Source organism: Micromonospora sp. NPDC049051 (genome assembly GCF_043197575.1).
GTDB lineage: Bacteria > Actinomycetota > Actinomycetes > Mycobacteriales > Micromonosporaceae > Micromonospora.
The window spans coordinates 382463-408273 of sequence record NZ_JBICTL010000005.1 but is presented as its reverse complement, the minus strand read 5'-3'; the positions used below and the strand labels follow the sequence as shown (position 1 = coordinate 408273).

Sequence of the window (25811 nt, the reverse complement as noted above, 5' to 3'; positions counted from 1 at the left end):
GGCTAGCCCGGGCCTGTGACATCCCCGCCCGACGGGCCGGCGCGGTCAGCCGCGTACGACCAGCAGCGGGATGGTCATCTCGGCCGCCGTGTCCGCCCCGTGGTACGCCACCAGCCGGGAGACCGCCGGTGGCTCGGAGCGGGAGGCCGTCACCGCGTACGTGCCGTTGCAGATGACCACCACGTCGCCGATGCGCTGCAGGTGTTCCTCCGCCACCGGGCCGAACCAGCCGGCGGCCACCACCTCGTCGCGGGTACGCACCCGGGCCGCGTCGCCGAGCACCGCCGACCAGGCGGCCACGACGTCGTCCACGGCGCCGGGGACGACGTGCAGGTAGCGGACCCGGGGTTCCCCGGCGACCACCGCCAGCCCGGCGCGCAACCGGGGGTCGGTGTCCAGGTCGACGCGGTGTCCGGCCGGCACGTCGAGCTGGCCGTGGTCGGCGGTGAGCAGCAGCGCGGCGTCGGGGGGCAGCCCGTCGACGAGCCGGGTCAGCAGCCGGTCCACCTCGGCCGCGGCGATCCGCCAGGGTGCCGAGTCGACGCCCGTGAGGTGGCCGTGCCGGTCCAGGTCGGGGTGGTAGCCGGAGACCAGCGTGGGCCCCGACCCGGCGCGCAGGGCGGCGAGCATCCGGGCGGCGAGCACGTCGACGCCGGCCGCGCCCCGGTAGTCGCCGCCCCGGTTGGCGGCCAGCGTGAGCCCGCTGCCGCCGAACTCCGGCCGGCTCACCGCCGTCACCGCGACCCCGGCGGCGCGGGCCCGTTCCAGCTGGGTACGCACCGGCTGCCAGCGCAGCGGTGGCGGGTCGGCCGCCCAGTCGACGTGGTTGAGCACCCGGTCGGTCCCCGGCACCCGCACGGTGAAGCCGAGTACGCCGTGCGCGCCGGGGGCGGCGCCGGTGCCCAGCGTCACCAGGCTGGTCGGCGTGGTCGACGGGAAGCCGCAGGTCAGCGTCCGCCCCACGGTCGCGGCGAGTCCCGCCAGGGTCGGCGCGTACGGGGCGGCGGTCGGGATCTGGTGCCAGCCGAGCCCGTCGACGAGCAGCACCGCGACGCGGCGTACCCCGGGCAGCGCGGCGCGCAGCCCGAGCGGGTCGGCGGCGCCGGGCACGCCGAGCACGGCGAGCGCGCCCGGCAGGACGTCGGCGAGACTGGCGTCGCCGTAGCGCGGCCCGACGATCCCCAGCGGGTCGGTCACGGGCGGCGGGCGAACAGGTGCAGCTGGGCGGCGAGGTCCCGCCAGGGCGCCCGCGCGGCGAGCGCCCGCTCCAACTCGACCAGCGCGGCCGGCTGGCCGTCGGCGACGGCGGCGGGCAAAAGGTCGGCGAGCACCCGTACGCCGTGGATCTCCTCGACCACGAGCCCGGCGGCGCCGAGCAGCGCGGCGGCGCCGTCGGCGTCGTAGCGCCGGCGCAGGGTGTCCCGGCTGCCGGCGGTGCCGGCCGGATCGGCGGCCAGCGCGGCGGCGACGTCGATGTGCCCGTTCATCGCCCGGCCGAGCACAGCGGCGGCCCGGCCGGCGACCAGCACGCTCGCGGCGCCGCCCGGGCGCAGCACGGCGGCCAACGCCGCCACCACCGCCGCCGGATCGTCGACGACCTCCAGCACGGCGTGACAGAGCACCAGGTCGGCGCTGCCCGGCTCGACCAGGCCGGCGAGCGCGTCGCCGTCGCCCTGCACGGCACGGACCCGCTCGGCCACGCCGGCCTCGGCGGCCCGGCGGGTCAACGCGGCGAGCGCGTCGGGGCTGGCGTCGACGACGGTGACCTGGTGCCCGGCCTGGGCAAGCGGCACGGCGAAGCCGCCCGTGCCACCACCGACGTCGAGCACGGTCAGCGAGGCGCCGGCGCGACGCTCCAACTCGGCGCGCAGCACCGACCAGATCACGGCGGTACGGGGGGTCAGGGGCGGCCCGGCGAGCCGGCCTGGAGTCTGCTCCACCCGGTCGAGCCTAGTCACCCGGTCCAGCCGCACCGAGTCGCACCGTCGGCGACCCGGCCGGCCTGCCGACGACGGAGGGTCAGGACTCGCCGGTGGCGGCGTCGTCCTCGGCCCGCGAGCGCAGGGCGTTGGCCACCGGACCCTCGACGATGTCGTACTCGCGCGGCTCGGTGTGGTGGCTCGGGGTCCAGCCGGCGCCGAGCCGGGTCCGCCGGGAGTTCGCCACACCACCGCTACGCTCGATGTTTCCCATGATCGTTCTTCCCCCTAGTGCTCACGCGGGCCACTTTGCCCGCGCGAGCTGGAGTGTCCCTCCATCCGGCGCGGAAAACCGTAATGTGGATCACTGCCGTCACCGGAAGTCACGCGAGGCCGGACTGACCGGGGGCTCGATCGCGTCCAGCCGGTCCGCGGTGAGGTTGATCACTCCCTCGTGCCGCTGCAACCGCCCCCGCACCACCAGCGCGGCGCTCGTGCGGGCCACCCGCCGGTAGCGCTGCCACAGGCCCGGGGAGCAGGTGACGTTGAGCATCCCCGTCTCGTCCTCCAGGTTGAGGAAGGTCACCCCGCCGGCGGTCGCCGGCCGCTGCCGGTGGGTGACGATCCCGCCGACCCGGATGCGCCGCCCCGGCTCCACCCGGCCGAGCCGGGCGATCGGCACCGCGCCGAGGGCGTCGAGCCGGGGACGGATGAAGCTCGCCGGGTGGCTCTCCGGCGACAGCCCCGTCGCCCAGACGTCGGCGACCAGCCGCTCCACCGCCTCCATCCCGGGCAGGGTCGGTGCGGTCGCGCCGGTCACCGTGCCCGGCAGCCGGCCCGGCCGGTCCTGGGCCGCCGCGCCGGCGGCCCAGAGGGCCTCCCGCCGGGACAGCCCGAAACAGGCGAAGGCGTCCGCGGTGGCCAGCGCCTCCAGCTGCGCGGCCGTGAGACCCACGCGCCGGGCCAGGTCCGGCATGTCGCGGTACGGCCCACCCGCCGCCCGTTCCGCCTCGATCCGCTCGGCCACCCCGTCGCCGAGCGTACGCACGCCGGAGAGCCCGAGCCGGACGACCGGCCCGCCCAGCCCCCAGGCGTGCGGCGGCTCCCCCGGCACGCTGCCCCACCGGGTCTGCGGGGTGGACTCCAGCACCGCTTTCGCGCCGCTGGCGTTGATGTCCGGCCGGCGTACCTCGACGCCGTGGCGGCGGGCGTCGTCGACCAGCGTCTGCGGCGAGTAGAAACCCATCGGCTGGGCGTTGAGCAGGGCGGCCAGGAACGGGCCCGGGTGGTAGCGCTTGAGCCAGGAGCTGGCGTAGACCAGGTAGGCGAAGCTCATCGCGTGGCTCTCCGGGAAGCCGTAGCTGGCGAACGCGGAGAGCTTGCGGTAGACGTCGTCGGCCAGCTCGCCGGTGATGCCCCGCTCGGCCATGCCCGCGTAGAGCCGGTCGGCGATACGGGCCATCCGCTCGGCGGAACGCTTGGCGCCCATCGCCCGGCGCAGCTGGTCGGCACCCGCCGCGTCGAAGCCGGCCAGGTCGATGGCGAGCTGCATGAGCTGCTCCTGGAACAGCGGCACGCCGAGGGTCTTCTCCAGCGCGTTGCGCATCAGCGGGTGCGGGTAGGTCACCGGCTCCTGGCCGTTGCGGCGTCGGATGTACGGGTGCACCGAGCCGCCCTGGATCGGGCCGGGCCGGATCAGCGCCACCTCGACCACCAGGTCGTAGAACTCGCGGGGCTTCAACCGGGGCAGGGTGGCCATCTGGGCGCGGCTCTCCACCTGGAACACCCCGACCGAGTCGGCCCGGCAGAGCATGTCGTAGACCTCGGGGTCGTCCAGCGTCATGTCGCCGAGGTCCAGGCTCATGCCGATCATCTCGTAGCCGTAGTGCAGCGCGGAGAGCATGCCGAGCCCGAGCAGGTCGAACTTGACCAGGCCGACGGCGGCGCAGTCGTCCTTGTCCCACTGGAGCACGCTGCGACCCGGCATCCGCCCCCACTCCACCGGGCACACCTCGATCACCGGCCGGTCGCAGATCACCATGCCACCGGAGTGGATGCCCAGGTGCCGGGGGAACGTCTGCAACTCGTTGGCGTACGCGACCACCTGCTCCGGGATGTCCGCCACGTCGACCGTGGCGACCGACCCCCAGCGGTCGATCTGCCTGCTCCAGGCGTCCTGCTGGCCGGGCGAGAACCCGAACGCCTTGGCCACGTCCCGCACCGCCGAGCGGGGCCGGTAGGAGATGACGTTGGCGACCTGGGCGGTGTGCTCCCGGCCGTACCGGGCGTAGACGTGCTGGATCACCTCCTCCCGGCGGTCGGACTCGATGTCGACGTCGATGTCGGGCGGGCCGTCGCGCTCCGGGGCGAGGAAGCGCTCGAAGAGCAGCCGGTGCCGGACGGCGTCCACGTTGGTGATCCGCAGCGCGTAGCAGACCGCCGAGTTGGCCGCCGAGCCCCGCCCCTGGCAGTAGATGTCCTGCTCGCGGCAGAACGTGACGATGTCGTAGACCACCAGGAAGTAGCCGGGGAAGCCCAGCTCCTCGATCATGTTCAGCTCGTGGTCGAGCTGCGCGTACGCCCTCGGGTGCGCCTCGGGCGGGCCGTAGCGCTCGCGGGCGCCGGCGTGGGTGAGGTGGCGCAGCCAGCTCATCTCGGTGTGCCCGGGCGGCACCGGGTACGCCGGCAACCTCGGCGCGACGAGCTGGAGGTCGAAGGCCAGCTCGGCGCCGAACTCGGCGGCCCGCGCCACCGCCCCCGGGTACGCGGCGAACCGGGCCGCCATCTCCGCGCCGCTCCTCAGGTGGGCGGTGCCGGCCGCGGGCAGCCAGCCGTCGATCTCGTCCAGGCTGCGCCGGGCCCGTACGGCGGCGACCGTGGTGGCCAGCCGCCGCCGACCCGGGGTGGCGTAGTGCACGTTGTTGGTGGCCACCGTGGGCAGCCCCGCCGACGCCGCCAGCGCGGCGAGCGCGTCGTTGCGGTCGGCGTCGACCGGGTGCCCGTGGTCGGTCAGCTCCACCGCCACCGTCTCCGCGCCGAACAGGGCGGTCAGCCGGTCCAGCTCGCGGGCCGCCGCGTCCACCCCCTCGGTGAGCAGCGCCGCCGGCACGTGGCCCTTACGGCAGCCGGTGAGCACCAGCACGTGGTCGCGCAACTGGTCGGCGACCTCCTCCAGGTCGCCGTAGACCGGGCGGCCCTTCTCTCCGCCGCGCAGTTGGGCGCGGGAGATGGTCGAGGCCAGCCGCGCGTACCCCTCGTGGCCGTGGGCGAGCAGCAGCAGGTGCCGCCCGAGCGGGTCGGGCTCGCCGTTCTGCGGGCCGGGCAGGTCCAGGGAGAGCTCGGCGCCGAAGACGGTCGGCAGGTGCAGCGCGCGGGCGGCCTCGGCGAAGCGCACCACCCCGTAGAAGCCGTCGTGGTCGGTGACCGCTAGCGCGGTGAGGCCCAGCCGGACCGCCTCCTCGACCAGTTCCTCCGGGTGGCTGGCGCCGTCGAGGAAGCTGAAGTTGGTGTGCGCGTGCAGTTCGGCGTACGGCACCGCGCCCTCGGGGCGGGCCACCTCGGACGGCTGGTAGTGCTCCCGTCTGCGGCTCCAGGCGGGAGAGTCGCCCCCGTCGGCGTCCACGGCCAGCGGGTCCACCACGTGCAGGTGCCGCTCGTCGCGCCCCGGGCCGCCCTTCCCCGCCCGCTCCTCCCCCGGTCCGCCCGCACCCCCTCGTTCCGACCCCGGCCGATCCTCACTTGTCGCCCCCGTGCCCGGCCCACCCGCGCCCGATCGGCCGGTGCCGGGTTCCCGGCCGGAGAGCACACGCTCCAACTCCGACCAGGGCAGCTTCGGGTTGTGGAAGTTCATCAGAGCCCCTCCGGGCGGGCAGCCGGCAGGGGTACAACCCGCCCGGACCGAGCCGCCGGCAGGGCTCCGCCCCGCGCAGACCGGGCCGCAGGCAAGGCTCCGCCCCGGCCAAGCCGACCCGTTGGCAGGACGTCGGGCCGGGCGGGGCGGCGGAGGCGGGGCGAGGGCCGGTCGAGGACCTCGGGCGGGCGCTCAGTCATAGATCGCCTCCACCAGCCACCGCCCCGCCTCGACGGCGAGCAGCAGCGCCGTACCGTCGGTCAGGCAGACCTGGAACCGGGCCCGGCGACGGGCCTCGGCCGGCGCCCACCAGCGCTCGTCGACCGGCCACGGACCGGCCCAGCCGACGATCTCGACCGGCCGGGCGGCGCCCACGGTCAGCCGGGCCGGCTCGGCGCTGACCTGGAGCCGCGCGCTGACCTCGACCGGCTCGCCGGCGGCGTCGTGCACGACCGCGGCGAGCGGGTCGGGCAGCACCACGGCCGGCGCGGGCGGCGGCAGCCGGCCCGGCCACGGCTGCTCACCGGGGCGGGCCGGGAGGCGTTCGTCGCCCCACGGCACCAGGCGTACCTGGTCGGCCGGGGAACGCCCACCGCCGAGCACCGCGGTGACCACCGCCTCGGGACCGAGGATGCCCTGCACCCGGCTCAACGCCCGGTGCGCCCGCTCCCGTTCCTCGCCGGCCTCCCCCCACAGGCCGGATTGCAGGCCGGCCTGTGCGACCACCCCGTCCGGGACCAGTCGCAGCCGGATGATGCCCGCCGTCGGGCGGGTCGAGCGGGCGCCGGCCCGACCGGTGCCGCCGGACAGCCAGCCGTCGAGCTGCCAGCGCACCCGGTCGGCGATGGCCTCGGCGGTGAGCAGCCCGTCGTGCCGCCAGACCCGGTGCAGTTCCTGGCCGTGCGCGGTGACCGCCTCGATGCCGAGCCGGGTGCAGGCCAGCCCGTGTGCGGCGAGCCGGTCGTGCAACCGTTCGGCCAGCGCCCGGGCGGCGAAGGCCGCCGCGTCGACCCGGTCGAGCGGCTCGTCGTGGTCGGCGGTGACCGCGAGATCGGCCCGGGGTTGCCGGACCGCGAGCGGACGGTGGTCACGCCCGGCCGCCAGCCGTTGGGCCAACGCGCCGTCGAAGCCGAACCGGGCCAGCACGTCACCGGCGGGCAGCGCGGCGAAGTCACCCAGGGTGCGTACGCCGAGCCGGCGCAGCAGGTCGGCCAGGGCCGGGCGGCCGAGCGCCTCGACCGGCAGGTCGGCGAGGAACCGCGGTGTCCCACCGGGCGGAACGATCCGCCCGTCGCGGGCGGCCAGCCCGGCGGCGAACACCCCGTCGGCGATGCCGACCTGGCTCTCCACCGCGCAGGTCTGGGCGACGTGCTCGACGATCCGTTCGGCGGCGGCCTCCTCGCCGCCGAGGTGGCGGCTCGGCCCCCGGGCCACCACCGCGCACGCGCCGGGGCGTACCACCTCGACGCCGGCGACCAGTTCCTCGACGGCGGCGACCACCGGTTCGAACGCCCGGGTGTCCCGCCCGGGGTCGTACTCGACGACGGTGAGCTGCGGGCAGCGGCCCTGTGCCTCCCGTTTGCGCAGCCCCCGGCGCACCCCCTCGGCGCGTGCCCGCTCGGAGCAGGCGACCACCCGGTTGGCGTGCAGCACGGCGACCGGACCGGTGGCCGGCACCCCGTCGACGATCTCCGCGGCGAGCACCGGCCAGTCCGGGCACCAGAGCAACAGGACCCGCGCGGGCGCGGCGCTCACGTGACACCGACCAGGGCGGACGCGGTGCTCACGACAAGGCGACCAGGATGAGCGCGCGCCATCAGGAGGGGCGCGGCGATCACGACGGCGCGACCAGGGTGAGCGCGGCACGACGGGACGGGCCGGTGGGCGCGGGGGCGACGGCCGGGCCGACCGGGCGGAGCCGACCGGCAGCCGACCGGCCGGTGGCGGAGACCGCAGCGACGGGGGCGGAGCGCGGAACGACCCGGGTGAGCCCGTCGCCGGGCAGCCAGACCTTGACCTCCTTGGGCCGGGCGGCGGCCCCGCGGCCCCGCGCGGAGACGGTGACCTCGCGGCGGCGCAGCCGGCCCCGCCCCTGCCCGAGCCCCTCCCAGGCGCCCCGGACCACCTGGAGGGTCACGTCCGCGCCGTCCCACCGCCCGTACGGGACGAGGACGCTGCCGCGCTGCCGGGCCCGGGCGGCCAGCCGGTTGGCCACCGACGCGGAGACCGTCGTCGGCACGGCGGTGACCACGACGTCCACGCCGTCGATCAGCGCGGCGATGACCGTGGCCCACTCCGGGCCCGGGTGCGGCACCAGGGCCAGCCGGTCCAGGGCGATACCCAACTCGGCGGCGGCACCCGCCCCGAACGTCGGGACCCCGACCACGGCACACCACGAGCCGGCCCGGGACGCCTCGGCGAGCAGCGCCAGGACCAGCGAGGTGCCGCCGCTGCGTCGGGGTTGGCCGGTGGCGACCGCGATCGTGCTGCCCCGCCGCAGTCCCCGGTTGGGCAGCAGCCCGGTCAGTTCCGGGGCCACCGGCAACACCCGGTGGCCACCCTCCGGGTCCGGCGCGCTCGCCGGGCGCACGAGAGCGGCCAGTGCGGCGGAACCGACCACCATCCGGCCCGCCATCGGACCTACCCCCCGTCGTGCTGTCGGATCAGACGTGCGCGTTACACCTCGGGCACCCGGTCACCGCCGGACGACCCGGCACCAGTCGCGGCCGAACGGCCAGGTCAGGCGGCGAGGCCGTCGAGCGCCGGTTGGTGGGCCACACCGAGCGTGGTCTCCACGACCGTGACGAACTGCTCGGCGGAGCGCAGCAGGTCGTCGGCCTCCCGGGCGGTCACGACCCGTGGGATGCCGGCCTCGGCGGCGGCCCGCTTGCCGGCGCCGAGGGCGAAGAACCTGGCCCACTCGTCCATCTCGGGGGCGACGCCGGAGAGCAGCACCCAGACGCTGGTGACCCGGTGGCGTCGGGTGGGGGCGGGACGTGCCCGGGCGGCGAGCACGGCTGCGGCGGCCCGGAGCGCGGCCAGGTGGGCGGCCGCGTAACGGAGGCCGTCGGGACGGGTCTGGGTGGCCTCGGCCAGCCCACGCCGGGCCACCGCGAGAAGCTGGGCGGGGGTGCGGTGCGGCAGCACGTGCGCCGGCACCGTCGGTGCCTGAGCCGGGTTGGTCGGCATGGGACTGTCTCCTCCACGTGGCCGAGGCGCCGCCCCTGGGACGGCCCTTGGGCCGCCGGCGGGACGCCGGGTCGAGTGGTGCGGAGGAAGACGCACCGGTGGGCGGCCGGCCGGGTGTGGATGCTTCCCCACACCACACCCGGCCGGCGTTGCCAGCGGGTTCGTCGCCCGCCGCCCGGGGGTCGTGGGCGGCGGGCGACGCTCCTGCCTGACGGGCCCGGACTCGCGACTGCCCGGGACCCAGGTGCGGCCCGCGGAGCCGCACCGCCCGGAGCCGCGCCGCGAAACACCGCCCCGGGATGTTGGAACGGGCGTTCGAGGCAATCGAACACTCGTTCTAACTGCTGCTGACAGTACACCCTCCCTCCGACGAAAATGCAACGTGTGGCGCGCGGACCTCGGACGACGCCACAGGTGCCGGTTCCGGCGTACGCCGCCGCGCACCGTGGCGGCCAACGCCGGAGAGGGCCGGCGGCGGTAGCCTCCGCCCGTGACAACCCCCCGCCCCGCCCTCGGGGTCGCCATGGTGCTCGCCTCGGCCGGGCTCTTCGCCGTCAACGGCACCGTCTCCAAGCTGGTGCTCCGCGCCGGCCTGGACGTCCCGCAGCTCACCCTGCTGCGGGCCGTCGGCGCCGTGACCGGGCTGCTGCTGTTGAGCGTGCTGCTGCGCCCGGGGATCCGCCGGCTCCGGGTCACCCCCGGGCAGCTGCCGCTGTTGATCGGGTACGGGCTGGCCGGGTTCTTCGCCGTACCGATGCTCTACTTCGTCGCCATCTCCCGGCTGCCGGTCGGGATCGGGCTGCTGTTCGAGTACACCGCCCCGCTGCTGGTCGCTCTCTGGGCCCGGTTCGCCCAGCGCCACCGGGTGCGTCCGCGGCTCTGGGCCGGCCTGGCGCTGAGCCTGGTCGGCCTCGGCTGCGTGGCCGAGGTGTGGGGCGAGCTGAAGCTGGACGGTCTCGGCGTGCTCGCCGGGTTCGGCGCCGCGCTCTTCCTCGCCGTCTACTACGTGCTCGGCGCCCACGGCGCGGCACGCCGGGACACGTTGTCGCTGTGCACCTGGGCGTTCGGCGCCTCCGCCGTGGCGGGCCTGCTCACCCGCGCGCTCACCGTGGGCGCCGGCGGCTGGGAACCGCTGGGCGCCGACACCGACGGGGGCGTGCCCGTGGCGCTGCTCTGCGGGTACGCGGTGGTGCTCGGCTCGATCGCGCCGTACCTGCTGGTGGCCGGGGCGATGCGGCACCTGCCCGCGACCAGCGTCGGGATCCTCGGCATGGCCGAGCCGGTGCTCGCGGCGGCGGTCGCCTGGGCCGTGATCGGCCCCGGCGAGGCACTCAACACCGCCCAGCTCACCGGCGGGCTCCTGGTGCTGGCCGGCGTCGCGCTGGCCGAGACGGCCCGGATCGCCCCGCCCCGGACCATCGCGCCGCCCGTGCCCGCACCGCCTGAGCAGCCCGCACCGCCTGAGCAGCCCGTGCCGGCCGAGCCCGTGTCGCCCGAGCCATCCGCGCCGCCTGAGCAGCCCGAGCCATCCGCGCCGGCCGGGCCGCCTGCACCGGGCGGCGCCGCGCCCCCGCCACGGGCCGACCGGGCGTCGACGCGCCGCGCCCGGTCCGGGCGCGGCACGGCCGGCTGAGCCGCCGACCGGGGCACCGGGAAGAATGGCCGCATGCAGCCACACCCGAACGTACAGGCGGTGCAGGACGTGCTCGACGCCGCCGGCACCCGGGACGCCTCCGGCGCGCCGAGCGTCGTCCGCCTGCTGCCCGACGCGGTCCACACCGCCGCAGCCGCCGCCGAGGCGCTCGGCGTCGGTGTCGGCCAGATCGCCAACTCGCTCGTCTTCGACGCGGACGGCGAACCGCTGCTGGTGCTCACCTCCGGCGCGCACCGGGTGGACACCGCCGGTCTGGCCGCGTCCGTCGGGGTCGGCCGGCTGCGCCGGGCCACCCCCGAGTTCGTCCGCGCGCACACCGGTCAGGTGATCGGCGGGGTCGCCCCGGTCGGCCACCCGCGCCCGCTGCGCACCCTGGTCGACACGGCCCTGAAGTCGTACGACGAGATCTGGGCGGCTGGCGGCGTACCGCGGGCGGTCTTCCCCACCACGTACCCGGAGCTGCTGCGGGTCACCGGCGGCGCGCCCACCTCCGTGGCGTGAGCGCGCCGAGCGACGGCGGGACCGACGTCCCGGAGCTGGTCACACTGCACGTGTGGCGCACCCCTCGCGCCGCGCTGCCCAGGGCGCTGACCCGGATGGCGCTCGATCCCCGGCGGCTGCGCGCGCTGCCCGGCATCCGGTTCGGCAAGCTGCTCGGCACCGGGACCGGCACCGGCTTCGGGCCGGGCGACGCCGACCTCACCCGGTGGGCGGCGCTGACCGTGTGGGACTCCCCCGCCGCCGCGGCCGGCTTCGACGCCTCGCCGGTGGGGCGCGCCTGGGCACGGATCGCCCGCGCGTCCGTCCGGGTCGACCTGCGCCCGTTGAGCAGCCGGGGCGAGTGGTCGGGCCGCCGGCCGTTCGGGGAGCCGCCCGGCGGCCGGGTCGCCGGTCCGGTGCTGGCGCTGACCCGGGCCCGGCTGCGGCCCTGGCGGGCGGCCACCTTCTGGCGGGCGATCCCCCCGGTGGCCGCCGCGCTGCACGCCGCGCCCGGCCTGCTGGCCCGCTTCGGCGTCGGCGAGGCCCCGCTGGGTTGGCAGGGCACGGTGAGCGTGTGGCGCGACCCGGCAGACCTCGTGGCGTTCGCGTACCGTCACCCGGAGCATCGGGCGGCGATCATGCGGACCCCCACCGAGGGGTGGTACGCGGAGGAGCTCTTCGCGCGGTTCGAGGTGCGCGACGTGGTGGGTGACCGGTCGGTGCTGGGGTGGGTCGCGGACGGCGACCCGGGAGCGGCGGAGGGTGCACGGGCATGAGGTTGGTGCGGTGGACGCCGGACGATCTCGTCCGACGGCTGGACGACGTGGTGGCCGTCTACGGCGAGGCGATGGGCTACCGACCGGAGCTGTTGGAGGCCCGGCGCGGCTACATCGCCACCCACGTACGCCGACCCGGCTTCCGCGCCGTCGCCAGCCTGACCAGCGAGGGCCACCTGGCCGGCTTCGGCTACGGCTACCTGGGCGGTTCGGGGCAGTGGTGGCACGACCAGGTGTGGCGGGCGCTGGACGCCCCGACCCGGCAGCGCTGGTTGACCCACTGCTTCGAGGTGGTCGAGCTGCACGTGCGACCGCCCGCGCAGGGGCACGGTCTGGGCGCGCGGCAGCTGCGGGCCCTGCTCAGCCTGGCGGAGGGGACGACCACGCTGCTCTCCACGCCGGAGGCCGACGAGGCGCGCTCCCGGGCCTGGCGGCTGTACCGGCGGTTCGGCTTCGTCGACGTCCTGCGCGACTTCCACTTCCCCGGCGACGAGCGCCCCTTCGGCGTACTCGGCCGGGACCTGCCGCTGGAGCCCCCGACAGCCGCCGCGCCCAGCCGGGGCACCCCGTGACCCGACGGCTGTCCTGGGCGCTGCTGGCCGTGCTGGTGCTGGCGCAGATCTGCTACCCGCTGGCCGCCGGGCAGACCCGGGCGCGGCTGACCGTCGCCACCGTCGTGCTCGGCTACCTGCTCTCGGTGAGCCACGCGCTGCTCACCCGGGGCCCGCGCACGGCGGCGGCGCTGGTGGCGGTGGCCATGGTCGGTGGGTTCGCCATCGAGGCGCTCGGCGTGGCCACCGGCTTCCCGTTCGGCAGCTACGACTACTCCGGCGAGCTGGGGCCGAAGCTGGCCGGTGTGCCGCTGATCATCCCGCTGGCCTGGACCTGGATGGCCTGGCCGGCCTGGCTGGCCGCCACCCGGCTGACCGGCGGCGGGCCGCAGGCCGGCGGCACCCCCGGCAGCGGATCGGGCATCGGCAGCGGAGCCGGGATCGGCAGTGGCAGCGGGCCCGGTCCCAGCAGCGGCAGCGGATGGGGCATCGGCAGCGGAGCCGGGATCGGCAGTGGGCCCGGGGTCGGCAGTGGCACCGGTGGTCGGCCGGGAAGCCGGTTCCCCGTCCGGCGGATCGCGCTGGCCGCCGTCGGGCTGGCCGCCTGGGACCTCTTCCTCGACCCGCAGATGGTGGCCGAGGGCTACTGGGTCTGGCGGGACGCCACCCCCGCGCTGCCCGGGCTGCCCGGCATCCCGGTGAGCAACTACCTGGGCTGGCTGCTCTTCGCCGTGCTGATGATGAGCGCGCTGCGCCCGCTGGCCGGGCCCGCCGTGGCCACCACCGACGGGCGGGACGCCCCGATGTTCGCGCTCTGGCTGTGGACGTACTTCTCCAGCGTGCTGGCCCACGCGGTCTTCCTCGACCTGCCCGCCTCGGCGCTCTGGGGCGCGGCCGGCATGTCGGTGGCCGCCGTGCCGCTGGCGGTCACGCTGCTCCGGGCCCGCCGCGACGACCGGCACCGGTCCGGGCAGCCGCAGCGCCCCGGCGTCGACGCGTCGGTATGACCGCCGTCCTCGCGCTGCTGCTCGGCGTGGCCGCGCTGACCGCGCACACCCTGGTCAACGCCGGCCGCTGGCTGCGCCGCCCGGCCGAGCGTCCGGCGCCGGTCACCGAAGCCGTGGCGGTGCTGCTGCCGCTGCGCGACGAGGCCGCGCGGGTCACCCCGTGCCTGCGCGCGCTGCTCGCCCAGCGGGGCGTGCCAGGGCTGCGCGTCGTCGTGCTCGACGACGGGTCGACCGACGGCACCGCGGACGTGGTCCGCGCGGTGGCCGGCGACGACCCCCGGGTCACTCTGCTCGACGGGACCGCCCCGCCGCCGGGGTGGCTGGGCAAGCCGCACGCCTGCTGGCAGCTGGCCACCCGGGCCGACCCGGCGGCGAGCGCCCTGGTCTTCGTCGACGCCGACGTGGTGCTCGCCCCGGACGCGGTCGCGGCGGCCGTCACCGAGCTGCGCGCCGCGCGGGTGACGCTGCTGTCGCCGTACCCCCGGATCCTGGTGGCGACGGCGGCCGACCGGCTGGTCCAGCCGCTGTTGCAGTGGCTGTGGCTGACCTTCCTGCCGCTGCGGGCGATGGAACGCTCGCCGCGGCCGTCGCTGGCCGCCGCCGGCGGGCAGTTCCTGGTCGTGGACCGGGCCGGCTACGACGCGGCCGGCGGCCACGCCGCGGTCGCGGACCGGATCCTGGAGGACATCGAGCTGGCCCGCGCGGTCAAGCGGGCCGGCGGCCGGATCGCCCTCGCCGACGGCTCGCGGCTGGCCGCCTGCCGGATGTACGAGGACTGGCCGCAGCTGCGCGACGGCTACTCGAAGTCGCTCTGGGCGACCTTCGGCAACCCGGGGGCGGCAGCCGCCGTGGTGGCCCTGCTGCTCCTGCTCTACACCGCTCCCCCGCTGCTGGCGGTCGTCGCCCTGGCAGTCGGCGCGCCGGCGGTGGCCGCCGTGGCTCTCGCCGCCTACCTGCTCGGGGTGGCCGGGCGGGCGGTCAGCGCCCGGGCGACCGGCGGCCGGTGGTGGCCCGACGCGCTGGCACACCCCGTGTCGGTCGTGGTCCTCGGTTGGCTGACCCTGCGGTCGTACCATCTGCGGAAGCGGCGTCGCCTGTCCTGGCGCGGCCGCCCCGTCACCTAGGGAGGCGCGCCATGGCGCGGATCGTGGTCGTCGGCGCCGGGGTGGGCGGGCTGGCCACCGCCGCCCGGCTGGCCGCCAACGGACACCAGGTCACCGTGCTCGAACGTGCGGACACCGTCGGCGGCAAGCTCGGCCGGTACGTCCACGACACCCCGGCGGGCCCGTTCCACTTCGACACCGGGCCGAGCCTGCTCACCCTGCCCGACGTCTTCCACGACCTGTTCGAGGCGACCGGCGCGAAGCTCGACGAGTACCTGGACCTGGCGCCGGTGGACCCGATCGTGCGGCACGTCTTCCCCGGCGGCGGCCCGCCCCTCGACTCGTGCGCCGACCCGGCCGAGTTCGCCGCCCGCATCGGCGCGGCCTTCGGCGACCGGGCCGCCGCGGACTGGCAGCGGCTGTGGCGCCGGGCCGCCCGGGTGTGGCAGGCCTCGCACCGCGACATCCTGCGCCGCCCGATCGACTCCCCGCTGGACCTGGCCGCGCTGGCCTGGCGGCTGGGCGACCTCGCCGCCATCGGCCCGGGCCGGACGCTGCGCGGGCTGGGCCGGCGGCACCTGTCCGACCCCCGGCTGCGGATGCTGCTGGACCGCTACGCCACCTACACCGGCGCCGACCCGCGCCGGGCGCCGGCCGCGCTGGTCGCCGTGCCCTACGCCGAGCTGGCCTTCGGCGGCTGGTACCTGCGCGGCGGGCTCGGCACGCTCGCCGACGCGCTGCTGACCCGCTGCCTGGACCTCGGCGTGGTCGTGCGGACCGGCGCCACGGTCACCCGGATCGACGCGGCGGGCGGCCGGGTGCACGGCGTACGCCTGCGCGGCGTCGCCGCGCCGGTCCCCGCCGACGTGGTGGTGGCCAACGTCGACGCGCTCACCCTCTACCGGGACCTGCTGCCCAGCCCGCGCCGGCTGGCCGGGCTGACCGACCGCAGCCTGGCCGGGTTCGTGCTGCTGCTCGGCGTCGCCGGGGACTCGGGGCTGGCCCACCACAACGTGTTCTTCCCCCGCGACTACGACGCCGAGTTCGACGCGGTCTTCGGTGCACCGGGGCGCGGGGTGCGGGCCCGGCCGGCGGCCGACCCCACCGTCTTCGTCACCGTGGCCGACGACCCGATGGTCCGGCCGTCCGGCCACGAGGCGTGGTTCGTGCTGGTCAACGCGCCCCGGCACGGCACCGCCGGCGGGGCCGTCGACTGGCGCCGGCCCGGCCTCGCCGAGGCGTACGCCGACCGGGTCCTCGACGTGCTGGCCGAGCGCGGCGTCGACGTGCGGGACCGGCTGGTGTTCCGGGAGGTCCGCACCCCGGCCGACCTGGACGACGCGACCGGCGCGCCCGGCGGGTCGATCTACGGCACGGCGGGCGGCCTGCTGCGGCCGGCCAACCGGGGCCCGGCGCACGGGCTGTGGCTGGTCGGCGGTTCCAGCCATCCGGGCGGCGGCCTGCCGATGGTGACGCTCTCCGCCCAGATCGTCGCCGACGAGATCGGCCCCGCCTGGTAGCACCGGCCGCTGGGTAGGTGCCACCGCAGTACGGGTCCCTCTTTGAACGTTGATCGGGTAATCCGTCGTTCTGAGATCCCATCAGGCCGGCTGTCTCCCAGGTGGGCGTGGACAGGCGCGCCGTTTCGCTCACGATCCTTCACGTGGCGTCATGACGGTGTCGCCACGGTGGCCTCGGTGTCGGCGAGGCGGGTCAGGAAGCCGGCGATCGTGACGAGTTGGGCGTCGTCGTAGCCAGACAGGAGTGCGCTCAGGCGCTGGGCGCGCGCGGCGTCCTGGTCACGGAATCGTTCGTCGTTGAGCGAGACGATCACCTTGCGGCGGTCCTTGGTGCAGCGCTCCCGGGTTACGTACCCGGCCGCCTCCAGCCGGTCGACCACCCCGGTCGTGGTGCCCGAAGACGTGAGCTTGGTGAGTTCTGCGAGATGGCCGGGGGTGAGCGGGCCGCGCAGGCGCAGGAGGTTGATGAAGTTGGCCTCACAGGTGCTCAGCGTCAGGCCCACGTCGTCGGCGGCAATCTGGTCGATTCGCGCTGATGCCGCCGCGTACCGCTGCGCAGCGGCGCCGATCTGCTCGATGGTCTCGGATTGTGCGGCAGGCACGGTTGCCATGGCGCGGCCCTCTCCCATAATCTGTCGTCTAGGCGAGATACTTGGATGTACGACAGAAACGTCCTGACGAGCATCTCGTCCTGACGATGCTACTCGGCGCGACAGGAGAACCACGATGACGGCCTCGGCTCCTTCTCTGAGCGATCCTGTCGACGCCCGACATCCGCGGCGGTGGACGGCGATGGTCGTGCTCGTGCTGGGGTTCATGCTCGACCTGCTCAACGTCACGATCGTCAACGTCGCCCTGCCCGCGATCCAGGACGACCTCGGCGGCACGCCCTCACAGATCGGCTGGATCGCGACCGCCTATCTGCTCGCGTTCGCGATCGTCCTGATCACCGCCGCACGGCTGGGCGACCTGTGGGGACGCAAGCGCCTGTTCCTCATCGGCCTGGGCGCCTTCGCGCTGTCCGGCGCATGGTCCGCGCTCGCACACGGCCCGGGCGAACTCATCGCCGCCCGCGCCGCCCAGGGCCTGGCCGCGGGCCTTCTGGCGCCACAGGTGATGAGCAGCCTCTACACACTGTTCCGGGGCCGCGAACGGGCCACCGTGCTCGGCCTCTTCGGGGTCATCGCCGGAATCGCTCAGGCCGGCGGTCTCCTGCTCGGCGGAGTGCTCATCGCCGCCGACGTCGCCAGCCTGGGATGGCGGACCGTGTTCTGGATCAGCGTTCCCATCGCCCTGATTCTGATCGGCCTGGGAACGTGGCTGATCCCGGAGAACCGCGCACCCGACGCCAGACGGCCGCGATGGCTACCCGTCATCGGGCTGACCCTGGGACTCGTCGCCATCGTGTTCGCTCTCCTGGAAGGACGCACCTACGACTGGGCACCCTGGACCTGGTTCCTCCTGGCCGCCGGGGTCGCAGCGGTCGCAGCCGTGGCCCTCGGTGAGCACCACAACCCCGCACGCCGCGACGGAGCCCTCCTGCCCGTGGCCATCCTGCGCGAGCGCACCGGCGCCGTCGCCCTCCTCGTGCAGATGATCGCCTTCGCCGCATTCAGCGGCTTCCTGCTCGTGTTCATCCTCTGGCTTCAGGACGCCCAGGACTACACCGCTCTGGCCGCAGGCACCGTGACCATCGCCTTCTGCGCCGGGGGCCTGGCCACCGCGGGGCTGGTCGGCCACCTCACCGTCCGCTTCGGTCGCTACACCGTCGTGGCCGGCACGCTCCTGGGCGCCCTCGGCACCGCTGCCGTCCTCGGTGCCGCCACGACCGCCACCAACGACGTCAACCCCTGGCTGCTGGCACCGGGACTGTTCGTCCTCGGCATGGGCATCAACCTCGTCATGCCACCCCTGACCACCCTGTTCCTATCCACCGTGCCCCCTCGCTACGCCGGATCGGCCTCCGGCATATGGACCACGAGCCAACAGTTCGGCGCCGCGATCGGCGTCGCCTCCCTCAGCTCCATGTTCCTCGGCATCGCCGCAACCAGCGGCTACGCCCCAGCCCTGACCATCAGCGCCGTAAGCATCAGCACGGCATTCGTCATCAGCGCCGCCCTCTGCCTCGCCCTCCCGGCCCGCTCGAAGGTCGCCAGCGCGTGAGCCGGCATAGCCCGTCACCCGATCCGCACCGGTCCTGCCAAGATCGCTCCCTGACTGACGACGACTCCGCCCGCCGCTCGCCGACCCAGCGGGGCGTCGGCTGACACCGGTGAAAGGTGACCAGTGTCGTTCCCGGGCCCCTGTCCGGCAGGGCCGCGAAGCTCACGGAGACCCGCTCATACTTCGTTCGGCCGGGCACGCGGTCAGCCGGCGTCGACCAGGGCGCGGCGGACGGCGGAGAGCAGTTGGCCGAGGCCGAACCCGGCCAGCAGCACCCAGACGGCCGTCGCCATGGTGATCGTGCCGGCCGCCAGGTCCGGCTCGATCAGCCCGGTCAGCCCCGCCAGCAGCAGCCCCACCAGGGCCACCGACACCCGGGTGGGGCGCTCCCCCACGGTCACCGCGCCGAGCTCCCGCATCCCGGCGGAGACCGCCCTGGAGCGGACGTACTCGTGCAGCCAGGAGAGCGCGCCAGCGGTCACGACGAGCGCCCCCGGCGCACCGACCAGCCAGAACGCGACCAGCCAGGCCACCTCGCCGAGCCGGTCGGCCAGCGAGTCGTAGACGTAGCCGAGCCGGGTGGTCCGGTTCGTGGCCACCGCCACCGCGCCGTCGACGCTGTCCGCCACGGCGGCCAGCAGCACGAACAGTGCCGCGAGGAAGGGGCCGTTCTGCGGGCGTACGGCGAACAGCGGCACGCAGGCGCAGAGCAGCACACCGACCACGGTGACCGGGGTCGGGCCGACCCGCAGCCGGCCCAGTACGAACCCGACGTGGTAGGCGAAGCGCAGCCAGGCGCGGACGACCGGGGCCGCCGCCCGGGGGTCGAAGCCCCCGTGCAGCCGTGCCCAGGCCGTGGCGTACTCGTCCCAGTTCAGCTGTTTGCCCACCACCGAACAACCGTCGCACCGCCGCTCAGGTGTCGCGGCAGCGGGGTCACACCCGCGCGCCGACCTGGAGGTTCTGCCAGACCTCGCGGGTGGCGGTGGAGCGGTTGAGGGTGATGAAGTGGATTCCCGGCACACCCTCGTCGAGCAGCCGCCGGCACATCTCGCTGGCCTGCTCGACGCCGAGCCGGCGCACCGCCTCCGGATCGTCGGCGACCCTCTCGAACCGCTCGGCCAGCGCCGGCGGGAAGGGCGCCCCCGAAAGCTGCACCGAGCGCTCGATGGTGCCGATCTGGGTCACCGGCATCACGCCGGCCAGGATCGGGGTGCCGCAGCCGGCGGCGGCGACCCGGTCGCGCAGCCGCAGGTAGTCGTCGGCGTCGAAGAACATCTGGGTGATCGCGAAGTCGGCGCCGGCCCGGCACTTGCGGACGAAGTGCTCCGTGTCGCTGGTCACGTCGGATGAACGCGGGTGCTTGTAGGGAAACGCCGCCACCCCGACGCTGAAGTCGCCGGCGTCGCGCACCAGGCGGACCAGGTCCTCGGCGTACAGCACGCCCTCCGGGTGGCGCACCCAGTCGCCGCCCGGGTCGCCCGGCGGGTCGCCCCGCACGGCGAGCACGTTGCGCACCCCCACCCCGGCGAGCCGGCCGATGACGTGGCGCAGCTCGGCCACGGAGTGGTTGACCGCGGTCAGGTGGGCCATCGGCAGCAGGGTGGTCTCGGTGGCGATGCGCTCGGTGACCGCGACGGTGGTGTCGCGGGTCGACCCGCCCGCGCCGTAGGTGATCGAGACGAACGACGGGCGCAGCGACTCCAACTCGCGGATCGCCTGCCACAGCAGCCGCTCGCCCTGCTCGGTCTTGGGCGGGAAGAACTCGAAGGAGAAGGTCGGCTGGCGGTCACGGATCAGCTCCCCGATCGCCGGCTGCGGATTGGGGAGGACCGATGGGAGACCGAGCGCCACGCCACGACTCTAGCGGGCCGGGCCCCGCGTACCGAGCCCTTCCCACACTGGTGGACGCCGCAGCTCCCCGGCGGCGGCGACCGGGGCCGGCCGGAGGGACGTCCGGTGGCACGGGACCGGGTCGCCGGAGGGCGGCGTCGGTCGCGAGGCCGGGCGCCGGGGGCCGAGTCGCGGGTCGCCGGGGAGCCGGGGCCGGGTCGTCGGGAAGCCGGAAAGCGTCGTACCCACCGGGTAGTCATGTGACTGCGCGGGGTGGGGGCGGCCGGAGGCCGACCCGCCGGGGGACCGCGCGGGGGTCAGCATCCACCGGTGGCGCACCGGTCCCGTCGCGGGGCAGCGCCGCCGCCGCGCCGACACCCGCCCGGAGGACCGATGACCCCGCCCCCGCCGCCCGGCCCGCAGCCGTCCGACCCGCAGTTGCTCGGGCCGCTGCTGCTCGGGCCGCTGCTCGCCCAGTTGCGGCTGGCCCGGGGCTGGAGCCAGCTGCGGGTCGCCGCCGAGCTCTGCGCCGCCTCCGGGGTGCCGACCCTCAGCCGCCACGAGATCTCCCGGTGGGAGCGGCAGGCACGCGTTCCCGGCGAGTTCTGGCTCGGCTGGCTCGCCGTCGTCCTGGCGGTCCCGGTCGACCTGCTGACCACCGCCGCGGCCCGCACCCGCAGCCTCGGTCCCCCGCCGGCCGTCGGCGGCTCCCGGCCCCGGGCGGCGCTGCTCGCCCTGGCCCAACGCTGGCTGGCCGACCCGCGCGCCGCGCTGCTGACCGGCGCGTCCGCCCGGCCCGCCGGCCCGGACCGCGATGGAGGGCCTCCGGCCGGGTCCGGGCCGTCCGGCTGCGGGCCGGCGTCGACATCGGCCCCGGGCGGACCGGCGGAACCGGTACGGCTGGCGGAGCCCGTGCGGCTGGCGGAGCCGGTACGGCTGGCGGAGCTGCGCCGGCTCGACGACCTCGCCGGCGGGGCCGACCTGGCCGGATTCGGGGCGTACCGGCTGGGGCGAGCGGTGCGGGCGCTGTCCGGGTGCGCCCGCTCCGCTCGCCCCCGGCTGCTGCTCGAGCTGGCCGAGTCCGCCCAGCTCGCCGGCTGGCTCGCCGCGGACGCCGGAGACGTGGCCGCGGCGCTGCACGCCTACCGGCTCGCGCTGCGCGCCGCCGCCACGGCCGGCGACCCGTCGCTCGCCGGGCACGTGCTCGGCTCGGCCAGTCACCTGCTCACCGGCGTCGGCGACCCGGAGGGCGGGCTGGTGCTGGCCCGCACCGCGTACGCCGGGGCACGGCCGGCGGCCAGCCCCGGCCTGCGGGTCCTGCTGCTGCACCGGGTGGCCCTGGCCGCGGCGCTGGGCGGCCGGGCGGGGGCGGCCCGACAGGCGCTCGACGCGGCCCGCCGGGTGACCGACGCGCCGGATCCGGGGCGCGAGCCGTCGTGGCTCTACTGGCTCGACGGGCCGGAGCTGGCCGCGATGACCGGGCGCACGCTGGTCGCACTGGGCCGACCGCTCCCGGCCGAGGCACCGCTGCACGCCGTCCGACGGCGCGGGCCCCGCACCTCCGCGATCTACGGCGGCTGGTTGGCCCGGGGCTACCTGCAACTCGGCGAGGTGGAGCGGGCCTGCGCGGTGGCCGGCGAGGCACTGCTCGACGCGGTCCGCGCCGGGTCGCCCCGCGCGCTGGGTCAGCTGGCCGAGGTGCGCCGCCGGCTGGCCGGGCACGGCGACGAGCCGGCCGTACGGCGGTACCGGGCGCTCGCCGCGGCGGCGGCGCCGTACCTGCCCCGGTCGGGGCCGCCACCTGGGCCGGCCGGCCGGCGGGCCCGCATGTGGCGTGCGGCGCGTCGGGCCCCCGGTGACGCGACGGGGTCCAGCTCGACCGGCTAGCGTCGGGGCGTGACCCACGCTGCTCCTGTTTCCCCCGTCGACCGCGCCGGGCTGCGTCAACGGATCGACAAGGCCCTGACCGAGTTCCTCGCCGGCCAGCGCGCCTGGATGGCCGGGGTCGACGACGCCCTGGCACCGCTCGGCGAGGCGATCGAGGCGTTCGTCCTGCGTGGCGGCAAGCGGCTACGGCCGGCGTTCGCCTACTGGGGGTTCCGGGGAGCCGGCGGGGTGGACACCGACCAGGTGGTCACCGCCCTGGCCGCGCTGGAGTTCGTGCAGGCCAGCGCGCTGATCCACGACGACCTCATGGACCGCTCCGACACCCGGCGTGGTGAGCCGGCCGTGCACCGGCGGTTCGCGGCCCGGCACCGGGCGGCCGGCTGGGGCGGCGACGCGGACGGCTTCGGCGACTCGGCGGCGATCCTGCTGGGCGACCTGTCCCTGGTCTGGTCCGACGAGCTGCTGCACTCCGCCGGGCTGGACCCGCGCACGGTGGCCCGGGCCCGGCCGGTCTTCGACGCCATGCGCACCGAGGTCACCGTCGGCCAGTACCTCGACGTGCTGACCCAGGTCACCGGGGACACCTCGGTGGAGCGGGCCGGCAAGGTCGCCCGCTACAAGTCGGCCAAGTACACCGTCGAACGGCCGCTGCTGCTCGGTGCCGCGCTGGCCGACGCGCCGGCGGAGGTCAGCGCGGCGTACTCCGCGTACGGGCTGCCGCTGGGCGAGGCGTTCCAGCTGCGCGACGACGTGCTGGGGGTCTTCGGCGATCCCGTCCAGACCGGCAAGCCGGCCGGCGACGACCTCCGCGAGGGCAAGCGGACCTACCTGGTGGCGGCGGCCCTGGAGACCACCGACGGGGCGGGCCGGGAACTGCTGCTCGGCGGGCTCGGCGATCCCGGGCTGGACGAGGCCGGGGTCGCCCGGCTGCGGGCGGTGATCGACGGCAGCGGGGCGCTGGCGCGCACGGAGCAGCGCATCGGCGCACTGACCGACACCGCGCTTGCCGCGCTGGCCGCCGTCGACCTGGACACCGAGGCCCGCCAGGCGCTGGTCGACCTGGCCATCGCCGCCACCCGCCGCGCCGACTGACCCGCCCGCACCCGGCCCACGCCCCCGGTCCGGCCCCGCACACACCACAACCCTGCGCCCCGCCCGGGGACGCGATCCTGTGCGCGGGCGGGGCTCGCGCGGACGGGCCGGGGACGGGGGCGGGTGAGGCGCGGACGGGCCGGGGCGCGGAGGGGGACGGGGCGCGGAGGGGGGACGGGGCCGGGTGGAGCGCGGACGGGCCGGGGGCGGGGCGCGGACGGGGTCGGGCTGGGAAGTCGGGTCAGAAGCCCAGGGCCTGGGCCCGGCGCTTCACCTCGCGGGCCTGGTCTCCGGCGAGCGCCTTCGCGGGGGTGGCGCCGGGCAGGGTGTCGTCCGGCTCGTAGAGCCAGCGCAGCGCGGCCTCGTCGTCGTAGCCGGCGTCGGCCAGCAGGTTCAGCACGCCGGGCAGGTGCTTGAGCACGGTCTTGTTGGCCACCAGGTCAACCGGTATCCGGCGCACGCCCTCGCGGCGTACGGCGATCAGCTCCCGGTCCCGGATCATCTGGTGGACCTTGCTGATCGACACGTCGAGGCGCTCGGCCACGTCCGGCAGGGTCAGCCAGTCGGCGGCAGCCGCGGGGCCGGCGGATTCGGGACCGGGCACGGCCCGGTCGGCGGGTACTGAATCGGTCACCGGACCACCCTGTCACGTCCCCTCGCATGGGAGCCAACGGCACCCCGACGAGCCTACTGACCAGGGCGTACGGAGGAAGTGAGCGCCGCGGGACAGTCACAGTCTTACCCCATCTGTAGCATCCTGTTCAACCTTCACCCTCTGGACACATAGACTCCCTGCCGATGGACACACAGGTCGCCGACACGTTGCTGGGCTCGCTGATCGACGGGCGCTACCGCATTCGCGGTCGCGTGGCCCGTGGCGGAATGGCGACCGTGTACACCGCCACCGACGAGCGCCTCGAGCGCACCGTGGCGCTCAAGATCATTCACCCGTCCCAAGCTCCGGATGCGCGGACCAGGGCAGCGGGCTTCGTGGAGCGGTTCACCGACGAGGCCAAGACCATCGCCCGGTTGACCCACCCCAACGTCGTCGCCGTCTACGACCAGGGCACCCACTCCGGCCTGCCCTACCTCGTCATGGAGTACGTCCGGGGTCGCACCCTGCGCGACGTGCTCGCCGAGCGGCGCCGGCTCAACCCCGACGAGGCGCTGGCCATCGCCGAGCAGATGCTCGCCGCGATCGCCGCCGCGCACCGGGCGGGGCTGGTGCACCGCGACGTGAAGCCGGAGAACGTGCTGGTCGCCGAGGCCCCCACCGGCGGCGCGGCCAACCTGGTCGACAGCGTGGTCAAGGTCGCGGACTTCGGGCTGGCCCGGGCCGTCGAGGCGAGCGCCGACGACGAGAACGGCAACCAGTTGATGGCCACCGTCGCGTACGTGGCCCCGGAACTGGTCACCGACGGTCACGCCGACCCCCGCACCGACGTCTACTCCGCCGGCATCGTGCTGTTCGAGATGCTCACCGGTCGGGTGCCCTACGACGGGGACCGCCCGGTCGAGGTCGCCTGGCAGCACGTCGACAAGGACGTTCCGGCGCCGTCGACGCTGGTGCCCGGCCTGCCCAGGTCGCTCGACGAACTGGTCGCCCGGGCCACCCGGCGCGATCCGGGCGCCCGGCCCACCGACGCCGGCGCGCTGCTGGCCGAGGTGCAGGCGGTCCGCGACGACCTGGGCGAGGCGAACACGCGTACCGCCGTGTTGCGCCGGGTGTCCGACGAGCCGATGGCCGGGCCGACCATGATGGTCGCGGCGGTCCGGCCGGCCGAGCGGCCCGCCTGGGCCCGGCTGCCCGAGGGCGGCAGCCCCCGGGCTGGCCGCCGCCGGGCCGAGCCGGACGAGGGCGAGAGCCTGTGGGCGCGGCTGTCCGCGCTGCGTACCCGGGTCATGGGCGACCCGCGCGGCCGCATGGCGGTCATCGCCGCCGCGGTGGTGCTGGTCCTGGTGGCCGCCGTCGGCGGCTGGTGGTTCGCGGCCGGTCGCTACACGGAGGCGCCGCAACTGGTGGCGATGAGCAAGGCCGAGGCGGAGGCGCAGGCCGCCCGCGCCGGGATCGTCCTCGACTACGCCGCTCCGCGCTTCGACGAGAAGGTCCCGAAGGACGCCGTCCTGGCGCAGGACCCGGTCTCGGCCACCCGGATCGTCAAGGGCGGCACCGTCACGCTGACCCTCTCGCTGGGTCCGGAGCGGTTCCCGGTGCCCGACGTGGTGGGCAAGGAGTTCGAGCTCGCCGAGGCGGACCTGCTCGGCGCGAAGCTGATAGTGGCGAAGGGCGCCGCCCGCTACGACGACAACCTGCCGGCGGGCGTGGTGATCGACACCAACCCGAAGGTCGGCACCGAGGTCAAGCCGGGCGACAAGGTCACGGTCGTGCTGAGCAAGGGCAAGGCGCCGATCTCGGTGCCCAACCTGGTCGGCAAGAGCCTGGGTGAGGCCCGCACGATCCTCGCCCAACTGGGCCTGGTGCTGGTGGAGCCGCCCACCTACAAGGAATCCGACAAGCCCCGCGACGAGATCCTCGGGCAGAGCCCGGCGAACGGCTCCGGGGTGGAGCGGGGAGCGAAGGTCACGCTGGAACTCAGCAAGGGCCCGCCGCTGGTCGCCGTGCCCCGGGTCATCGACCTGCCCTGTCAGCAGGCCAAGCAACTGCTGGAGGGCCAGGGCTTCCCGGTGGCGATCCAGTTCAACCCGAACGGCATCACCCGGTTCCAGAACCCGCCGGAGAACACGCAGGTGGCGCCGGGCACCCCGGTCACCCTCGGATGCATGTAG

At 75.8% G+C, this 25811-nt stretch carries 22 protein-coding genes; 11 read left to right on the top strand and 11 right to left on the bottom strand.

What is annotated here, in order from left to right; all coding sequences use genetic code 11:
• Positions 1 to 45 precede the first annotated feature (45 nt).
• The 7 genes from ACGFIR_RS23060 to ACGFIR_RS23030 form a co-directional block, all read right to left on the bottom strand.
• A complete protein-coding gene (locus ACGFIR_RS23060) occupies positions 46 to 1242 on the bottom strand; it encodes an alkaline phosphatase family protein (RefSeq protein WP_393002907.1) in 1197 nt (398 codons plus the stop codon).
• Positions 1194 to 1958 (bottom strand): methyltransferase domain-containing protein, encoded by a 765-nt coding sequence (locus ACGFIR_RS23055; RefSeq protein WP_393147036.1) that lies wholly within the window; start codon positions 1956 to 1958, stop codon positions 1194 to 1196. Before ACGFIR_RS23055 ends, ACGFIR_RS23060 begins: the two co-directional genes overlap by 49 nt.
• Positions 1959 to 2019: 61 nt before the next feature.
• Positions 2020 to 2193: a hypothetical protein gene (locus ACGFIR_RS23050; protein WP_393147034.1), complete on the bottom strand. Its 174-nt coding sequence runs from the start codon at positions 2191 to 2193 to the stop codon at positions 2020 to 2022.
• A 99-nt stretch (positions 2194 to 2292) separates the two neighbouring features.
• Positions 2293 to 5769 carry an error-prone DNA polymerase gene (locus ACGFIR_RS23045; protein ID WP_393147032.1) on the bottom strand — a complete coding sequence of 1159 codons (3477 nt, stop codon included), beginning with the start codon at positions 5767 to 5769 and terminating at the stop codon, positions 2293 to 2295.
• A 192-nt stretch (positions 5770 to 5961) separates the two neighbouring features.
• On the bottom strand, positions 5962 to 7524 hold the full coding sequence (locus tag ACGFIR_RS23040) for a DNA polymerase Y family protein (RefSeq protein ID WP_393147030.1): 1563 nt from the start codon (positions 7522 to 7524) through the stop codon (positions 5962 to 5964).
• A gap of 79 nt (positions 7525 to 7603) precedes the next feature.
• Positions 7604 to 8404 carry a hypothetical protein gene (locus ACGFIR_RS23035; RefSeq protein WP_393147028.1) on the bottom strand — a complete coding sequence of 267 codons (801 nt, stop codon included), beginning with the start codon at positions 8402 to 8404 and terminating at the stop codon, positions 7604 to 7606.
• A gap of 104 nt (positions 8405 to 8508) precedes the next feature.
• Positions 8509 to 8958 carry an SAV_6107 family HEPN domain-containing protein gene (locus ACGFIR_RS23030; protein ID WP_393002177.1) on the bottom strand — a complete coding sequence of 150 codons (450 nt, stop codon included), beginning with the start codon at positions 8956 to 8958 and terminating at the stop codon, positions 8509 to 8511.
• 490 nt (positions 8959 to 9448) lie between these two features.
• Here ACGFIR_RS23030 and ACGFIR_RS23025 point away from each other — a divergent pair, with 490 nt between their 5' ends.
• From ACGFIR_RS23025 to ACGFIR_RS22995, 7 genes are read left to right on the top strand one after another with little or no spacing between them, the layout of a single operon-like run.
• Positions 9449 to 10591 carry a DMT family transporter gene (locus ACGFIR_RS23025; RefSeq protein ID WP_393147026.1) on the top strand — a complete coding sequence of 381 codons (1143 nt, stop codon included), beginning with the start codon at positions 9449 to 9451 and terminating at the stop codon, positions 10589 to 10591.
• A 33-nt stretch (positions 10592 to 10624) separates the two neighbouring features.
• The gene (locus ACGFIR_RS23020; RefSeq protein ID WP_393147024.1) at positions 10625 to 11113 is read left to right on the top strand and encodes a YbaK/EbsC family protein; all 489 of its coding nucleotides are present in this window, start codon (positions 10625 to 10627) and stop codon (positions 11111 to 11113) included.
• The gene (locus ACGFIR_RS23015; protein ID WP_393147022.1) at positions 11110 to 11868 is read left to right on the top strand and encodes a monooxygenase; all 759 of its coding nucleotides are present in this window, start codon (positions 11110 to 11112) and stop codon (positions 11866 to 11868) included. The genes ACGFIR_RS23020 and ACGFIR_RS23015 overlap by 4 nt, the downstream gene beginning before the upstream one ends.
• Entirely contained in the window at positions 11865 to 12440 is a 576-nt protein-coding gene (locus ACGFIR_RS23010) for a GNAT family N-acetyltransferase (protein ID WP_393147020.1), read from the top strand. Before ACGFIR_RS23015 ends, ACGFIR_RS23010 begins: the two co-directional genes overlap by 4 nt.
• Positions 12437 to 13426: a carotenoid biosynthesis protein gene (locus ACGFIR_RS23005; protein WP_393147018.1), complete on the top strand. Its 990-nt coding sequence runs from the start codon at positions 12437 to 12439 to the stop codon at positions 13424 to 13426. Before ACGFIR_RS23010 ends, ACGFIR_RS23005 begins: the two co-directional genes overlap by 4 nt.
• Positions 13423 to 14550: a glycosyltransferase gene (locus tag ACGFIR_RS23000; RefSeq protein WP_393002165.1), complete on the top strand. Its 1128-nt coding sequence runs from the start codon at positions 13423 to 13425 to the stop codon at positions 14548 to 14550. Before ACGFIR_RS23005 ends, ACGFIR_RS23000 begins: the two co-directional genes overlap by 4 nt.
• Before the next feature lie 11 nt (positions 14551 to 14561).
• Positions 14562 to 16049, top strand: coding sequence for a phytoene desaturase family protein (locus ACGFIR_RS22995; RefSeq protein ID WP_393002163.1), 1488 nt, complete (start codon positions 14562 to 14564; stop codon positions 16047 to 16049).
• 149 nt (positions 16050 to 16198) lie between these two features.
• Here ACGFIR_RS22995 and ACGFIR_RS22990 read toward each other — a convergent pair whose 3' ends face one another.
• Positions 16199 to 16660, bottom strand: coding sequence for a MarR family winged helix-turn-helix transcriptional regulator (locus tag ACGFIR_RS22990; RefSeq protein WP_393147016.1), 462 nt, complete (start codon positions 16658 to 16660; stop codon positions 16199 to 16201).
• A 181-nt stretch (positions 16661 to 16841) separates the two neighbouring features.
• On the opposite strand from ACGFIR_RS22990, the gene ACGFIR_RS22985 reads away from it, so the two are divergent.
• On the top strand, positions 16842 to 18212 hold the full coding sequence (locus ACGFIR_RS22985; protein WP_393002159.1) for an MFS transporter: 1371 nt from the start codon (positions 16842 to 16844) through the stop codon (positions 18210 to 18212).
• Between the two features lie 203 nt (positions 18213 to 18415).
• Here the strand turns inward: ACGFIR_RS22985 and ACGFIR_RS22980 are convergent, their stop codons facing one another.
• Positions 18416 to 19105, bottom strand: coding sequence for a CDP-alcohol phosphatidyltransferase family protein (locus tag ACGFIR_RS22980; protein ID WP_393002157.1), 690 nt, complete (start codon positions 19103 to 19105; stop codon positions 18416 to 18418).
• Between the two features lie 43 nt (positions 19106 to 19148).
• The gene (gene metF / locus ACGFIR_RS22975; protein ID WP_393002155.1) at positions 19149 to 20066 is read right to left on the bottom strand and encodes a methylenetetrahydrofolate reductase [NAD(P)H]; all 918 of its coding nucleotides are present in this window, start codon (positions 20064 to 20066) and stop codon (positions 19149 to 19151) included.
• A gap of 372 nt (positions 20067 to 20438) precedes the next feature.
• On the opposite strand from metF, the gene ACGFIR_RS22970 reads away from it, so the two are divergent.
• On the top strand, positions 20439 to 21932 hold the full coding sequence (locus tag ACGFIR_RS22970; RefSeq protein WP_393147014.1) for a transcriptional regulator: 1494 nt from the start codon (positions 20439 to 20441) through the stop codon (positions 21930 to 21932).
• Between the two features lie 9 nt (positions 21933 to 21941).
• On the top strand, positions 21942 to 23024 hold the full coding sequence (locus ACGFIR_RS22965) for a polyprenyl synthetase family protein (protein WP_393002151.1): 1083 nt from the start codon (positions 21942 to 21944) through the stop codon (positions 23022 to 23024).
• 241 nt (positions 23025 to 23265) lie between these two features.
• On the opposite strand, the gene ACGFIR_RS22960 is transcribed toward ACGFIR_RS22965, so the two are convergent.
• Positions 23266 to 23658 (bottom strand): Rv2175c family DNA-binding protein, encoded by a 393-nt coding sequence (locus ACGFIR_RS22960; protein WP_393002149.1) that lies wholly within the window; start codon positions 23656 to 23658, stop codon positions 23266 to 23268.
• Positions 23659 to 23822: 164 nt separating this feature from the next.
• Between ACGFIR_RS22960 and pknB the strand changes: the two genes are divergently transcribed.
• Positions 23823 to 25811: a Stk1 family PASTA domain-containing Ser/Thr kinase gene (gene pknB, locus ACGFIR_RS22955; protein WP_393147012.1), complete on the top strand. Its 1989-nt coding sequence runs from the start codon at positions 23823 to 23825 to the stop codon at positions 25809 to 25811.